Source organism: Microbacterium pseudoresistens (genome assembly GCF_013409745.1).
Taxonomy (GTDB): Bacteria; Actinomycetota; Actinomycetes; order Actinomycetales; family Microbacteriaceae; genus Microbacterium; species Microbacterium pseudoresistens.
This window is the reverse complement of record NZ_JACCBH010000001.1, coordinates 1-13482: the sequence shown is the minus strand read 5'-3', so window position 1 is coordinate 13482 and position 13482 is coordinate 1. Positions and strand designations below refer to the sequence as shown.

Annotated in this window: 13 protein-coding genes; 11 read left to right on the top strand and 2 right to left on the bottom strand. The window is 70.3% G+C overall.

The genetic code is table 11. From position 1 onward, the window contains the following. The first annotated feature begins 50 nt into the window (after positions 1 to 50). The 3 genes from ftsE (at position 51) to smpB (ending at position 2527) form a co-directional block, all read left to right on the top strand. Positions 51 to 1043, top strand: coding sequence for a cell division ATP-binding protein FtsE (gene ftsE / locus BKA02_RS00065; RefSeq protein ID WP_179430123.1), 993 nt, complete (start codon positions 51 to 53; stop codon positions 1041 to 1043). Further along, the gene (gene ftsX, locus BKA02_RS00060) at positions 1040 to 1954 is read left to right on the top strand and encodes a permease-like cell division protein FtsX (protein WP_179430121.1); all 915 of its coding nucleotides are present in this window, start codon (positions 1040 to 1042) and stop codon (positions 1952 to 1954) included. The genes ftsE and ftsX overlap by 4 nt, the downstream gene beginning before the upstream one ends. A gap of 96 nt (positions 1955 to 2050) precedes the next feature. After that, complete coding sequence (gene smpB, locus BKA02_RS00055; protein ID WP_179430119.1) at positions 2051 to 2527, top strand: SsrA-binding protein SmpB; 477 nt, start codon at positions 2051 to 2053, stop codon at positions 2525 to 2527. 23 nt (positions 2528 to 2550) lie between these two features. On the opposite strand, the gene BKA02_RS00050 is transcribed toward smpB, so the two are convergent. After that, positions 2551 to 4458 carry a S9 family peptidase gene (locus BKA02_RS00050; RefSeq protein ID WP_179430116.1) on the bottom strand — a complete coding sequence of 636 codons (1908 nt, stop codon included), beginning with the start codon at positions 4456 to 4458 and terminating at the stop codon, positions 2551 to 2553. Between the two features lie 195 nt (positions 4459 to 4653). On the opposite strand from BKA02_RS00050, the gene BKA02_RS00045 reads away from it, so the two are divergent. Together BKA02_RS00045 and metE are read left to right on the top strand one after the other, a co-directional pair. After that, positions 4654 to 5619, top strand: coding sequence for a methylenetetrahydrofolate reductase (locus BKA02_RS00045; protein WP_179430115.1), 966 nt, complete (start codon positions 4654 to 4656; stop codon positions 5617 to 5619). 69 nt (positions 5620 to 5688) lie between these two features. Next, positions 5689 to 8010, top strand: a complete 2322-nt coding sequence (gene metE / locus BKA02_RS00040) for a 5-methyltetrahydropteroyltriglutamate--homocysteine S-methyltransferase (RefSeq protein WP_179430113.1) — start codon at positions 5689 to 5691, stop codon at positions 8008 to 8010. Between the two features lie 84 nt (positions 8011 to 8094). Here metE and lexA read toward each other — a convergent pair whose 3' ends face one another. After that, positions 8095 to 8781 carry a transcriptional repressor LexA gene (lexA, locus tag BKA02_RS00035; protein WP_179430111.1) on the bottom strand — a complete coding sequence of 229 codons (687 nt, stop codon included), beginning with the start codon at positions 8779 to 8781 and terminating at the stop codon, positions 8095 to 8097. 291 nt (positions 8782 to 9072) lie between these two features. Between lexA and BKA02_RS00030 the strand changes: the two genes are divergently transcribed. From BKA02_RS00030 to BKA02_RS00005, 6 genes are all read left to right on the top strand, one after another. Next, positions 9073 to 9477, top strand: a complete 405-nt coding sequence (locus BKA02_RS00030; protein ID WP_179430108.1) for a LysM peptidoglycan-binding domain-containing protein — start codon at positions 9073 to 9075, stop codon at positions 9475 to 9477. 22 nt (positions 9478 to 9499) lie between these two features. Beyond that, the gene (locus BKA02_RS00025; protein WP_179430106.1) at positions 9500 to 10603 is read left to right on the top strand and encodes a histidinol-phosphate transaminase; all 1104 of its coding nucleotides are present in this window, start codon (positions 9500 to 9502) and stop codon (positions 10601 to 10603) included. Beyond that, complete coding sequence (gene hisB, locus BKA02_RS00020) at positions 10600 to 11202, top strand: imidazoleglycerol-phosphate dehydratase HisB (protein WP_218844374.1); 603 nt, start codon at positions 10600 to 10602, stop codon at positions 11200 to 11202. Before BKA02_RS00025 ends, hisB begins: the two co-directional genes overlap by 4 nt. Continuing rightward, positions 11199 to 11834, top strand: coding sequence for an imidazole glycerol phosphate synthase subunit HisH (gene hisH, locus BKA02_RS00015; protein ID WP_179430104.1), 636 nt, complete (start codon positions 11199 to 11201; stop codon positions 11832 to 11834). The genes hisB and hisH overlap by 4 nt, the downstream gene beginning before the upstream one ends. Before the next feature lie 88 nt (positions 11835 to 11922). Next, entirely contained in the window at positions 11923 to 12669 is a 747-nt protein-coding gene (priA, locus tag BKA02_RS00010) for a bifunctional 1-(5-phosphoribosyl)-5-((5-phosphoribosylamino)methylideneamino)imidazole-4-carboxamide isomerase/phosphoribosylanthranilate isomerase PriA (protein WP_179430102.1), read from the top strand. Then, positions 12653 to 13462, top strand: a complete 810-nt coding sequence (locus tag BKA02_RS00005) for an SseB family protein (RefSeq protein WP_179430100.1) — start codon at positions 12653 to 12655, stop codon at positions 13460 to 13462. The genes priA and BKA02_RS00005 overlap by 17 nt, the downstream gene beginning before the upstream one ends. Positions 13463 to 13482: the final 20 nt, after the last annotated feature.

The window sequence follows — 13482 nt, the reverse complement described above, 5'->3', positions numbered from 1 at the left end:
GGGTGTCGCAGCGGTCGGGAAAGCCGGGCTCGTCTTAGGCTGACCTCGCCATGATCCGATTCGAGAACGTCACCAAGCGCTACCGAGGTACCAAGCGTCCCGCGTTGTCCGGAGTCGACTTCGAAGTGCAGCGAGGCGAGTTCGTCTTCCTGGTCGGAGCCTCCGGATCCGGAAAGTCCTCCTGTCTCCAGCTCATCCTCCGCGAGGAGACGCCGTCGTCGGGGCGGGTCACCGTGCTGGGGCGCGATCTGAAGAGCATCGCGAACCGCAAGGTGCCCTACTTCCGGCGTAACGTCGGCTCGGTCTTCCAGGACTTCCGGCTGCTGCCGTCCAAGACCGTGTTCCAGAACGTCGCGTTCACCCTGCAGGTGATCGGATCCTCGCGCGGATTCATCCATCAGGCCGTTCCCGAGGCGCTCGAGCTGGTCGGACTGGCGGGCAAGGAGAAGCGCCTGCCGCACGAGCTGTCCGGCGGCGAGCAGCAGCGCGTGGCGATCGCCCGCGCCATCGTCAACCGCCCGGCCATCGTGCTCGCCGACGAGCCGACGGGGAACCTCGACCCCGGCACGTCGGTCGACATCATGCAGCTGCTCGCACGAATCAACGCCGGCGGCACGACCGTGCTCATGGCCACGCACGAGGCCGCTTTCGTCAACCAGATGCAGCGCCGCGTGATCGAGCTGCGCGACGGCGAGCTCGTGCGCGACGAGGTGCACGGCGGCTACGGCGACACCTCGCACGTGCCGACCCTGGAGCCCGCGGCGGTCAAGGGTGCCGCCGCGACGGCCGCTCTCACCGCGGTGCTCGAGGTGCAACGCCAGAGTGCCGAGGCGATCGCCGACCCTGCCACGGCGGAGGAGACCGCGAAGGCGGCGGCGTCTCACGCGAAGGCGCAGGAGGTCCCGCCCGTCGCGGAGACGACGCCGACGACGCAGGAACCGGATGCTCCGGCAAGCGCCCCGGAGGTGGATGTCGCAGAGCTGGGGCTGGCCGACCGGCTGGGCCTGGATGCGGGCGATGAGGAAGTGGGGCCGACGTCATGAGGCTCGGACTCATCCTCTCCGAGGCGCTGACCGGCCTTCGCCGCAACGCCTCCATGGTCATCTCGGTGGTGCTGGTCACCTTCGTGTCGCTCACCTTCGTGGGTGCGGCGATTCTCATGCAGTCCCAGATCGGCACGATGCGCGCCTTCTGGCAGGATCGCGCGCAGGTCGCGGTGTACATGTGCTCGGAGGTCTCGACGACCGACACCTGCGTCGACGGCGTGGCGACCCAGGATCAGCTCGATTCCGTACGCGCAGAGCTCGAGAGCGACACGCTCGCCCCGCTCATCGCCGACATGCGCTTCGAGGATCGCGACGAGGTCTACCAGCGCACGCTGGACCTCGTGGGCGACGACTACGCCGGCGTCATCACCCCCGAGCAGATGAACGAGGTGTACTGGGTCAACCTCAAGGACCAGACGCAGTCCTCCGTCATCGTCGAGGCGTTCCAGGGCGTTCCCGGCGTCGAAGAGGTGACCGACCAGCTCGAGTACCTCGATCCGCTGTTCTCCGCGCTCACGGTGGCGACCTACATCGCCGTCGGCATCGCGGTGCTCATGCTCATCGCGGCCGTGCTGCTCATCGCCACGACCATCCGGCTCTCGGCGTATGCGCGGCGCAAGGAGATCGGCATCATGCGCCTTGTGGGCGCCTCGAACCGGTTCATCCAGACGCCGTTCGTGCTCGAGGGCGTGTTCGCGGCCGTCATCGGCTCGATCCTCGCCAGCGCGGCCGTGCTGCTGGGCGTGCACTTCGGCGTGCAGGGGTACCTGCGCGGGCGGGTGTCGTTCATCACGTCGTGGATCACGATGCAGGATGCGGTGCTCGTCGTGCCGGTGCTCATCGGCATCGGCATCATCCTCGCGGCGCTGTCGGCCGGATTCGCCATCCGGCGCTGGCTGCGCGCCTGACGCTTGCTAGACTGACGGGCTGCCCCGGCGTATGCCGCCGGGCAGAGCCCGGTGCATCCGCCGGGAAACATCACAGATCGCCGTCAGGAGAGCGCCATGCCCAGGGAACGCGGGGAGAAGGTCGTCGCGACCAATCGTCGCGCGCGTCACGACTACTCCATCGAGAAGTCGTACGAGGCGGGGCTCGTCCTCACCGGCACCGAGGTGAAGTCGCTGCGGCAGGGCAGGGCGAACCTCAGCGACGGCTACGCGTTCGTGCGCGGCAATGAGGCCTTCCTCGACGCCGTGCACATCCCGGAGTACTCGCAGGGCCACTGGACCAACCACGCCGCCAAGCGCGAGCGCAAGCTGCTGCTGCACAAGGACGAGATCCTCAAGCTCGCCCACGCCGTGCAGGCGGGCGGCTACACGCTCATCCCGCTGAAGCTCTACTTCTCCGACGGTCGTGCCAAGGTCGAGATCGCCCTGGCGAAGGGCAAGCGCGAGTACGACAAGCGCCAGACCCTGCGCGAGCGCCAGGACACGCGCGAGGCGGAGCGCGCCATGCGCACCCGCAACCGGATGGGCGAATAGCCGATACGGATCGGGGCCACGACTCAGGGCGCGGCGTCAGGCGCGGGCGTGAAGCGGAAGACCCGGCCGAGGAAGGCAAGCTCCGCCTCGGCGGCGGCGATCACCGTCTCCGCCTGTCGGAAGCCGTGCCCCTCGCCGGGGAAGAGCAGGTATTCGTGCGGCACGCCGCGGGCGGCGAGGGCGTCGCGGATCGCCTCGGACTGCGCGGGCGGCACGACACGATCGTCTTCGCCTTGCAGGATGAGCACGGGCACGTCGATGCGTTCGGCGTGCGTGAGCGGTGAGCGCTCGATGTACACCGCTTCGGCATCGGGGAGGGGGCCGACGAGGCCGTCGAGGTAGTAGCGCTCGAAGTCGTGGGTGTCTTCGGCGAGCGTGCGCAGGTCGCTCACGCCGTAGCGGCTGATCCCCGCGGCGAACACACCGCCGCGCACGAGGGCCGACAGCACGGTCCAGCCGCCGGCCGAGCCGCCGCGAATCGCAAGCCGCCGCGGATCGGCGATGCCCTCGTCGACGAGGCCGCGTGCGGCGGCGATGACGTCGTCGACGTCGACGATGCCCCACTGCCTGTCCAGGCGTTCGCGGTACGCGCGCCCGTAACCGCTGGAGCCGCCGTAGTTCACCTCGAGCACGCCGATGCCGCGACTGGTGAGATGGGCGATCCACAGTGCCACGGCGCCGGAGACGTGCGCGGTCGGCCCGCCGTGCACCGAGACGATGTAGGGCGGCAGCTCGCCCTCCGGTGCGGAGGCGTCGGGGTTGGCCGGCGGATGGTCGAACGCGTGCACCGGGCCCCGCGGACCGGGGAAGGTCATCCTCCGCGCCGGGGGGATCCATGCCGGATCAGCGGCGTCGCCGCCGCGCAGGGCCACGACCACGTCGTCGTCGATGTCGACGATCCACAGTCCTGGCGTGACCTGATCGCCCTGTCCGGTCACGAGCACCCGTGTTCCGGCGGCATCCGTGCGCGCATCCTCGATGCTGAGGTCGGCGGTGAACGGCACAGGCAGGGACCGCTCCTCGCCGTCCGGCGAGAGGACGACCAGCTCGTCGGCGCCGTTCGTGCGCACCGCGACGACACGGCCGTCGGCCAGCGGCCGGTACCAACGCTGGCCCAGCACCCACAGTCCGCCGCCCGTGTCGGCATCGGCGGGGGCTACGGGACGCGCGTCTCCGCGCGGGGAGAGCCCGTCCACCGCGACGCGCTGCAGGTTCCAGCGCCCCGTCGGGTCGTCGGCGTACAGCAGGGTGCGGTCATCGACCCACTCGGGCTGCAGCGCGGCGCGCGTCTCCAGGACCGCGCTCGCATCGTCGCCGACGGCAGCGAGCAGCAGTCTCGCCGACTCCCACGGCATCCGCCGTCCGCTCCACTCCACGCACGCGACGCGCGTGCCGTCGGGGGAGAGCGCGGGGTGCGCCCAGAACGCGCTGCCCTGCACGATCACGGTCAACGCGGCATCGTCGTCGGCCGCGGAGCCGTCTTGCGGGACGATGACGATCGCTCGCCGATGCGGGTCGGGGCGCAGGTCTTCGCGCACGGCGAGCAGGCGCCCATGCTGCAGAGCGAGCCCGCCGTAGCGCGGGCCGACGGCGGTGAGGGCGATGGGCTCCCGGGCGCCCGGATCCAGACGCCTGACACGCTGATCCTCGGCGTCGACGAAGAACAGGGTGCCGTCGTCGGCAACGGTCCACGACCCCCCGCCGTACTCGTGCACGCGGGAGCGGGTGCTCCACGGCGCGCGGAGCACCTCGTGGATCGCGCCGTTCTCGTCCATGCGGCGCACGCTCATGCGCCCCTTCTCCTGCGCGACCGATTCGCCCCAGTGGATGCCGTTCGCGGCGAAGCGGGCGCCGTCCAGCCGTGCGCCCGAGACGGCGAGGTCGGCGGCCGAGATCGGCGAGGGCCAGGATCCGTAGGGCGAAACGGGCATAGAGCGAGCCTAGGCCGCATGACACACGACGTCACACAGGATGCGTGCGCGGCGGGCACTGGCGTACCGTCGGGGGAGCGCCCGCCCGTGTCGGGTGCGGTGCGACAGCCGAGCCCGGCATCCGCTCCGCGAGCACCCGGTCGACCGAGGTCCGGGTCTGCGCGGCCGCCCGTCCGACTGCCATCGAGGAGAGAAATGCCCGTCGATCCGCCCCGCATCGCCGATGCCGGTCGTGCGGACTCGACCGTCCCGTTCTCCTTCGAGCTCTACCCGCCGCGCACGGAGTCCTCCACGCAGGCGCTGCACGAGACGGTGCGCACTCTCGCTGCGGCGGGGCCCCGCTTCCTGTCCGTCACCTACGGCGCCGGCGGATCCACGGGCGGCCGCTCCCTCGAGGTGCTGCGGTTCATCCGCGAGCATACCGACGTCGAGCCGCTCGCCCACCTCACCTGCGTGGGCAACACCTATGCCGGGGCGACGACCCTCATCCGCGAGTTCCTCGACGCCGGCATCCTCAGCTTCCTCGCCCTCCGCGGCGACCCGCCATTCGGCTCGGACGAGCCGTTTCTCGGCGACTTGGAGAGTGCGGCGCAGCTCGTGCAGCTCATCGACCGGGTGCAGGCCGAGCGCGCCCCGTACGAGGAGCAGGCCGTGCCCGGGGCACCGGGTGCCGTGCGCGTCTCGCCGCGGCGCAGGGTGAGCATCGCGGTCGCCGCCTTCCCGAAGGGGCATCCGCGTTCGACGCATCGCACGCAGGACGTCGAGTCGCTGCTCGCCAAGCAGGCCGCAGGCGCCACCCAGGCGATCACCCAGCTGTTCTTCCACGCCGACGACTACCTCGCCTTCGTCGAGCGCGCCCGCGTGGCCGGGGTCACCATCCCGATCCTTCCCGGCATCATGCCCATCACCTCTCCGGCCCGCCTGGCCAGGGTGCTCGAGCTCACGGGCGAAGATCTGCCCGGCGAGCTCGCCGTCGCGCTCGAGGTGGAGCCCACGGCAGAGGGGCGCGCCGAGATCGGTATCGCCTGGGCGGCCGAGCTCGTGCGGCGCGTCGTCGAGGGCGGCGCCCCCGGCGTGCACCTGTACGCCTTCAACCAGCACACCACCGTCCTCCGCGTGCTCGCGGAGGCGGGGATCCTTCAGCGAACGGCCGTCCACTGACGCCCGGCGCCGACACCAGAGCATCCGCATCCGACAGACCGCACCAGAAGCACCAGAAAGAGGACCGACATGACCGCGTTTCCCCAGGGGACGATCCTCGGCTACCCCCGCATCGGACGACGCCGCGAGCTGAAGAAGGCCGTCGAGGCGTTCTGGGCAGGGCGTATCGACGAGGGGGAGCTGGAGGCAGGTGCCGCGGCGCTGCGCGCCGACGTCCGCGAGCGGCTGGCCGGCCTGGGCCTCGGCCGCGCCGACTCGGCGATCCCGGAGTCCTTCTCGTTCTACGACCAGGTGCTCGACGCCGCGGTGACGGTCGGGGCGATCCCGACGCGCTTCGAGGGCCTCCGCGACGCCGATGGCGGGATCGGCCTGCCGGCCTACTTCACCATCGCGCGCGGCGAGGGCGATCGCGCGCCGCTGGAGATGACCAAGTGGTTCGACTCGAACTATCACTACCTCGTGCCCGAGATCGGGCCGGACACCGTCTTCTCGCTCTCGAGCGACCGCATCGTGCGCCAGGTGGAGGAGGCCGTGGCCGCCGGCTATGTCACGCGTCCCGTGGTCGTGGGCCCGGTCACTCTGCTCGCGCTGTCCAAGGCCGCCGACGAGGCGCCCGAGGGCTTCGATCCGCTCTCGCGGCTGGACGACCTGCTCCCCGTCTACGTCGAACTGCTGTCGCGCCTCGCCGCGGCGGGTGCGGAGTGGGTGCAGCTCGACGAACCGGCGCTGGTCAGCGAGTCGCTGCCCGCCTCGACCGCCGAGCTCGGGGCGGCCGCCGCCCGCGCCTACGCCGTGCTGGGCGGGGCGACGCCGCGACCGTCGATCTTCGTCGCGGCTCCCTACGCCGCACTCGGTGCGAACCTCGAGGTGCTCGCCGCCGCGCCGATCGAGGCGATCGGGATCGATCTCGTGCGCGGTACGGTCCCCGACGCCGTCGCGGGTCTTGCCGACAAGACCATCGTGGGCGGCGTCGTCGACGGTCACAACATCTGGCGGGGCGACCTCTCGGGTGCTTTCGACGCGCTTCAGTCGCTGCGCGAGGTCGGGGCGGGGGGCGTCGCGGCCTCGACCTCGACATCGCTGCTGCACGTACCGCACGACGTCGACGACGAGTCGAAGCTCGACGCTCGCCTCGTGTCCTGGCTCGCGTTCGCCGACCAGAAGACCGCCCAGGTGGTCACCCTCGCGAAGGGTCTCGCAGAAGGGCGTGACGCGATCGAGGATGCGCTCGACGCGGCGTCGGCGGCGCTCGCCGACCGCGTGGATGCTCCCGGCGTGCGCGACGGCGCGGTGCGTGCGCGCACGGCCGCGCTGCAGGAGGCCGACTACACCCGTGAGGACTACTCGCTGCGCGTGGCCGCACAGGACGAGGCGCTCGCTCTTCCGGCCCTGCCGCTGACGACGATCGGCTCCTTCCCGCAGACCGGCGACATCAGGCGCGCGCGCGCCCGCTTCACGCGCGGGGAGATCACCTCCGACGAGTACGAGGGTTTTCTGCGCGAGGAGATCTCACGCGTCGTCGCGCTCCAGGAGCAGCTGGGACTGGATGTGCTCGTGCACGGCGAGCCCGAGCGCAATGACATGGTGCAGTACTTCGCCGAGAACCTCGACGGGTTCGAGGTCACCGAGAACGGCTGGGTGCAGTCGTACGGCTCCCGCGCGACGCGCCCGTCGATCCTGTGGGGCGATGTGTCGCGCCCGGCGCCGATCACCGTGGCTTGGTCGTCGTTCGCGCAGTCGCTGACGTCCAAGCCGGTCAAGGGCATGCTCACCGGTCCCGTCACGATCCTCGCGTGGTCGTTCGTGCGCGATGACCAGCCGCTGGGCGAGACGGCCGATCAGGTCGCCCTCGCGCTGCGCGACGAGATCGCCGACCTCGAGGCCGCCGGCATCGGCGTGATCCAGGTCGACGAGCCGGCGCTGCGCGAGCTGCTGCCGCTGAAGAAGGCCGATCAGCCCGCGTACCTGCAGTGGTCGGTCGACTCGTTCCGTCTCGCCACGGCGGCCGCCGAGACGGCGACGCAGATCCACACGCACCTCTGCTACTCCGAGTTCGGCGTCGTCATCGACGCCATCCGGGCGCTCGACGCCGACGTCACCTCGATCGAGGCGGCGCGCAGCCGGATGGAGGTGGTCACCGACGTCGCGGCCTCCGGCTTCGACCACGGCATCGGGCCCGGCGTGTACGACATCCACTCGCCGCGGGTGCCGAGCGCCGCGGAGGTGGAGTCGCTTCTGCGCCGCGCCGTCGAGGAGATCCCGCTGCGTCAGTTGTGGGTCAATCCCGACTGCGGGCTGAAGACCCGCGGATACGAAGAGACGAACGCCTCACTGGCGAACATCGTCGAGGCCGCCCGCACCGTGCGCGACGAGGTCTCCGCCACGGTCTGACCCGCGGAACGGCCTGACCCGCGGAAAGACGAATCCCCGCAGTCGATCGGACTGCGGGGATTCGGTGTCGAAGGGGCGTGGAGGTCAGACGGTGCGCAGCACCGCCACGACACGGCCGAGCACCACGGCGTCGTCGCCGGGGATGGGCTCGAAGGCGGAGTTGCGGGGGAGCAGCCACGTGTGTCCGTCGCGCTGACGGAAGGTCTTGACCGTGGCCTCGCCGTCGAGCATGGCCGCCACGATCTCGCCGTTCTCCGCCGTGCTCTGCGCGCGGACGACGACCCAGTCGCCGTCGCAGATGGCCGCATCGATCATCGATTCGCCGGTGACCTTGAGCATGAACAGCTCGCCCTTGCCGACGAGCTGGCGGGGGAGCGGGAAGATCTCTTCGATCTGCTGCTCGGCCGTGATCGGCACGCCCGCCGCGATTCTCCCCACGAGCGGGACGAGAGCGGCGTCGCCCACCGACGGCGCGGTGTCGGCCGGATTCTCGGTGGAGGTGCCCGGCAGGTCGATGAGCACCTCCATGGCACGCGTCTTGCCCGGATCGCGCCGCAGGTAGCCGCTGAGCTCGAGCTGGCCCAGCTGGTGGGTGACGCTCGAGAGCGACTTGAGGCCCACCGCATCGCCGATCTCGCGCATGCTCGGCGGATAGCCGTGTTGCGCGATCGAACGCTGGATCACCTCGAGGATGGCCATCTGCTTGGCGCTCAGGCTCTTGCGCCGACGGGTGCGCGGGGCCTCGATATCGGGTGTGGCGGCGTCGCTCATGGCTGCTCCTCCGGGTGGGCTGACGTCCTGGGGATTCGAATGTCGGTGGCCCGTGGTGGGCTATCGATATCGAAACCGTATCCGAGAAACAGGCGGATTCGGAAGATCTGTTCGAGCGTGTCGTGTTCTTCCCCGCGACTTCATCGAAGAGATCTTGACAGATGTTCGAATCGAAGCTAGTTTCGGTACAGAGCTTCACATCCAGAAGTGATCGAGCATCGAATCGTTCAGAAATATCGATCGTCTTCAGCTTCGATCATCGAATCGGAACCGTCAGAAGGAGCAGAACACATGAGCACCGTCACCCTCGCCCCGGCACTCCGGCCGGCTCGTTCGCTGCCCTCGCGTCCTGCTCTCTCCCGTCCCTCGACGACGTCGAACACGCGTCTGCGGCTGACAGCACGTGGTCGCCGCCTGCTCGCCGTCGTCGTCGCTCTGCCCCTCGCCGCAGGCCTGGCGTTCGCCGTGCTGAGCGGAGGGTCGGCCCTGGCATCGGGGGACTCCGCCGTCGGCGGATCATCCTTCGAGACGGTCGTGGTGATGCCGGGCGACTCGCTGTGGTCGATCGCGGCCGAGGTCGCGCCAACCGCCGATCCCCGTGACGTCATCGACGCGATGGTGCGCCTCAACCTGCTGCGCGCCGGTGCCCTTGAAGTGGGTCAGGAGCTGGCCATCCCGGCCGAGTACGCGTCCTGACGTCACACTTTAGACTGGCAGCGTGACTGACACCGACAGAGCGGCCGTCTCTCTCGACGACCTCCCGCTCAGAGACGATCTCCGCGGTCTGCAGCCCTACGGCGCACCCCAGGCACCGCTTCCGGTGGCGCTCAACGTCAACGAGAACACGCATCCGGTGCCGGATGCGGTGGCAGACGAGATCCTCGACGATATCGCCGTCGCCCTTCAGCAGGTCAACCGGTATCCCGATCGTGAGTTCACGACGCTGCGAGCCTCGTTCGCCGAGTATCTCGGCCACGGGCTGGACGCACAGAACATGTGGGCCGGCAACGGCTCCAACGAGGTCCTCCAGCACATCCTCCAGGCATTCGCGGGACCAGGGCGCACGGTCTTCGGATTCGCTCCGACCTACTCGATGTACCCCCTGCTCGCGCAGGGCACGGGCGCGCGCTGGGCGGCGGGGGAGCGCCAGCCGGACTACACCATCACGGCCGAGGACGCCGCAGCTCAGGTCGCCGCCGCCGATCCCGACGTGGTACTGCTGTGCACGCCGAACAACCCGACAGGCACCCCTCTCGGGATCGACGTCGTCGAGGCCGTCTACGAAGCCGCCCGTGGCGTCGTGGTCGTCGACGAGGCCTATCAGGAGTTCGCCCCGCGCGAAGCGCCGTCGGCGTTGTCGCTGCTGGAGGGTCGCCCGCGACTCGCGGTCTCCCGCACGATGAGCAAGGCGTTCGCCTTCGCCGGGGCCAGGGTGGGCTATCTCGCCGCCGATCCCGTCTTCATCGACGCGCTGCGGCTGGTGCGCCTGCCCTATCACCTCAGCGGGCTCACGCAGGCGGCGGCGGTCGCCGCGCTGCGCAATGCGCCCACGATGCTCGCCATGGTCGATGAGATCGTCGGCCAGCGCGAGAGGATCTCGGCCACGCTCGAGGCCCTCGGCTACGCGCCGCACGAGTCGTGGACGAACTTCGTGCTCTTCGGCGGGGTGTCCGACCCCGCAGCGACCTGGCGCGCGCTGTACGAGCGCGGGGTGCTGATCCGCGACGTGGGCATCCCCGGGCACCTGCGCGTGACGGCGGGCACCGAGGCCGAGACCACGGCCTTCCTGGATGCGCTGGCCTCGATAGGATCGGCATCATGACCGCCCGCACCGCCTCGCGTACCCGTTCGACCTCGGAGTCGACGGTCGAGCTGGAGATCGACCTCGACGGCACGGGGCGCAGCAGCATCGACACCTCGGTGCCCTTCTTCGACCACCTGCTCACGGCGTTCGCGAAGCACTCGCTCACCGACCTCACCGTGCGCGCCTCGGGAGACACGCACATCGACGCGCACCACACGGTGGAAGACGTCGCGATCGTGCTGGGTCAGGCGATCGGTGAGGCATTGGGCGACAAATCCGGCATCTCGCGCTACGGCGACGCGCTCGTTCCTCTCGATGAGGCCCTCGCCCAGGCCGTCGTGGACATCTCGGGGCGTCCGTACCTCGTGCACGACGGCGAACCGGCCGGGTTCGAGCTGCACCTCATCGGCGGGCACTTCACCGGCTCGCTCGTGCGGCACGTCTTCGAGGCGATCTCGTTCCACGCCGCACTCACCGTGCACGTGACGGTGCTCGGCGGGCGTGATCCGCACCACATTGCCGAGGCCGAGTTCAAGGCGTTCGCCCGCGCGTTCCGCCAGGCCAAGAGCATCGATCCGCTCGTGGAGGGGATCCCTTCCACGAAGGGGGCGCTGTGACGCGCCCCCGCGTCGTCGTCTTCGACTACGGTTCGGGCAATGTCCATTCGGCGGTCAAGGCGCTTTCCGTCGCCGGCGCCGACGTCGAGCTCACGGCCGACCGCACCGCGGCGCTGGAGGCCGACGGGCTGCTCGTCCCCGGCGTGGGGTCGTTCTCCGCAGTGCAGCAGGCGCTGCTCGCCCACGGCGGCGACGAGATCATCGGGCGCCGGCTCGCCGGTGGGCGGTCCGTGCTCGGCATCTGCGTGGGAATGCAGGTGCTCTTCGCACACGGCGTCGAGCGCGGAGCGGATGCGCCGGGCCTCGGCGAGTGGCCGGGCACCGTCACCGAGCTGAACGCGCCGGTGCTGCCGCACATGGGCTGGAACACCGTCGCCCCCGACGAAGGCAGCGTGCTGTTCGACGGCATCGAGGACGAGCGCTTCTACTTCGTGCACTCCTTCGCCGCGCAGACGTGGGAGCTGGAGGCCACGGCTCCCTTCCCCGCGCCGCGGCTGACGTGGACTACGTACGGCGCGCCGTTCCTGGCCGCGGTCGAGAACGGCCCGCTCTCGGCGACGCAGTTCCATCCCGAGAAGTCGGGCGAAGCCGGCATCCGGCTGCTGCGCAACTGGGTCGACAGCCTGCGCTGACACACGTTTTGGCCGGGTGCGCGCGGCGGACTACTCTCGGTTCTCGTGCCCGCGGTCCGGACCGCGCACTTCCCGAACAAAGGACGACATGAACGACTTCGCACAGGAACCCGCGCTCACGCTGCTTCCGGCCGTGGATGTGGCGGGCGGGCAGGCGGTCCGTCTCACTCAGGGCGAGGCGGGCTCGGAGACGAGCTACGGCGACCCGCTGGGCGCCGCACGCGAATGGGTCGAGCAGGGCGCGGAGTGGATTCACCTCGTCGACCTCGACGCGGCGTTCGGACGCGGCAGCAACGCGGCGATCCTGCGCAAGGTGATCCGTGAGTTCCGCGATGTCAGCGTCGAACTGTCGGGAGGCATCCGCGACGACGCGTCGCTGGAGGCCGCGCTGGAGAGCGGCGCGGTGCGCATCAACCTCGGCACCGCGGCGCTGGAGAACCCCGAATGGGCGGCGAACGTCATCGCCCGATACGGCGAGGCGGTCGCGGTGGGGCTCGACGTGCGCGGCACGACGCTGGCCGCCCGCGGTTGGACCGAGGAGGGCGGCGACCTCTGGGAGGTGCTGGAGCGCCTCGAAGACGCCGGCTGCAGCCGCTACGTGGTGACCGACGTCACCAAGGACGGGACTCTGCGCGGACCGAACCTCGACCTGCTGCGCGAGATGGCGCGGCGTACACCCAAGCCGGTCATCGCCTCCGGCGGGATCGCCTCGCTGGACGACATCGCCGCGCTCCGCGAGCTCGTGCCGCTCGGGGTGGAGGGTGCGATCGTCGGCAAGGCGCTGTACTCCGGCGCCTTCACGCTGGCCGAGGCGCTGGATGTCGCCGGAGCCTGACCCCCACGCCTGCGAGCACCCGCCCGCGAACGGTAACCGCGCCGACTCGGCCGGTCTGCCATGGGAGGGGCGCAGCTTCGAGCCCAATGCGCACGCCGCCGATGACGGGTCGGCCGATCCCGCCCTCCTGGATGCGCTGATCCGGTTCCGTGCCGGGTCGGGCTCGCAGGTCGAGGTGATCGACGCGTTCCGTGCCGCCCGCGTGCTCGTGCCGCTCGTCGCCGAGAAGGGCGAGGAGGGCGTGGCGCCGAGCGGTCTCGCCGTCGATAAGACCCAGGAGCTGTCGATCGTGACGGTCGCCGCTCCCGACGGGCGTCGTGTGCAGCCGGTGTTCACCTCGGTCGAGAGCATGCGCCGATGGGATGCGCAGGCCCGGCCGATCCCCGTCGAGGCGGTGCGCACCGCCTTGTCGGCCTCGGCCGACGACATCGACCTCATCGTGCTGGATCCGACCTCGGACACCGAGTTCGTGATCCGTCGTCCCGCTGTGTGGGCGATCGCGCAGGGGGTGCCGTGGGAGCCGAGCTCCGTTTCCCCCGAGGTCTTCACGGCCCTTCAGGAGAGCGTCGCACACGAACTGTCCGTGATCGACGTGGCCGTCGCGGCGGGCGATCCGGATGCGCGACTGCGCGGACCGGAGCTGATCGTGACCCTCGAGCTCGTCGATGGACTCGAACGAGAGACGCTCGATGCCGTGCTGAACCGCCTCGCGCAGCGGTGGGCGGCGGATGACCGCATCGCCGTGCTCGCCGACTCCCTCACCGTGCGGCTGCGCCGCAGCGAAGAGGGCTGAGAAGGGCGGAGAGGTGTGCT

Coding starts and splice junctions, on each gene's coding strand:
- BKA02_RS00045 (WP_179430115.1), top strand. CDS start 4,654: ATGCCCGTCGATCCGCCCCGCATCGCCGATGCCGGTCGTGCGGACTCG.
- BKA02_RS00030 (WP_179430108.1), top strand. CDS start 9,073: ATGAGCACCGTCACCCTCGCCCCGGCACTCCGGCCGGCTCGTTCGCTG.
- ftsX (WP_179430121.1), top strand. CDS start 1,040: ATGAGGCTCGGACTCATCCTCTCCGAGGCGCTGACCGGCCTTCGCCGC.
- priA (WP_179430102.1), top strand. CDS start 11,923: ATGAACGACTTCGCACAGGAACCCGCGCTCACGCTGCTTCCGGCCGTG.
- lexA (WP_179430111.1), bottom strand. CDS start 8,781: ATGAGCGACGCCGCCACACCCGATATCGAGGCCCCGCGCACCCGTCGG.
- hisB (WP_218844374.1), top strand. CDS start 10,600: ATGACCGCCCGCACCGCCTCGCGTACCCGTTCGACCTCGGAGTCGACG.
- BKA02_RS00005 (WP_179430100.1), top strand. CDS start 12,653: ATGTCGCCGGAGCCTGACCCCCACGCCTGCGAGCACCCGCCCGCGAAC.
- smpB (WP_179430119.1), top strand. CDS start 2,051: ATGCCCAGGGAACGCGGGGAGAAGGTCGTCGCGACCAATCGTCGCGCG.
- BKA02_RS00050 (WP_179430116.1), bottom strand. CDS start 4,458: ATGCCCGTTTCGCCCTACGGATCCTGGCCCTCGCCGATCTCGGCCGCC.
- metE (WP_179430113.1), top strand. CDS start 5,689: ATGACCGCGTTTCCCCAGGGGACGATCCTCGGCTACCCCCGCATCGGA.
- ftsE (WP_179430123.1), top strand. CDS start 51: ATGATCCGATTCGAGAACGTCACCAAGCGCTACCGAGGTACCAAGCGT.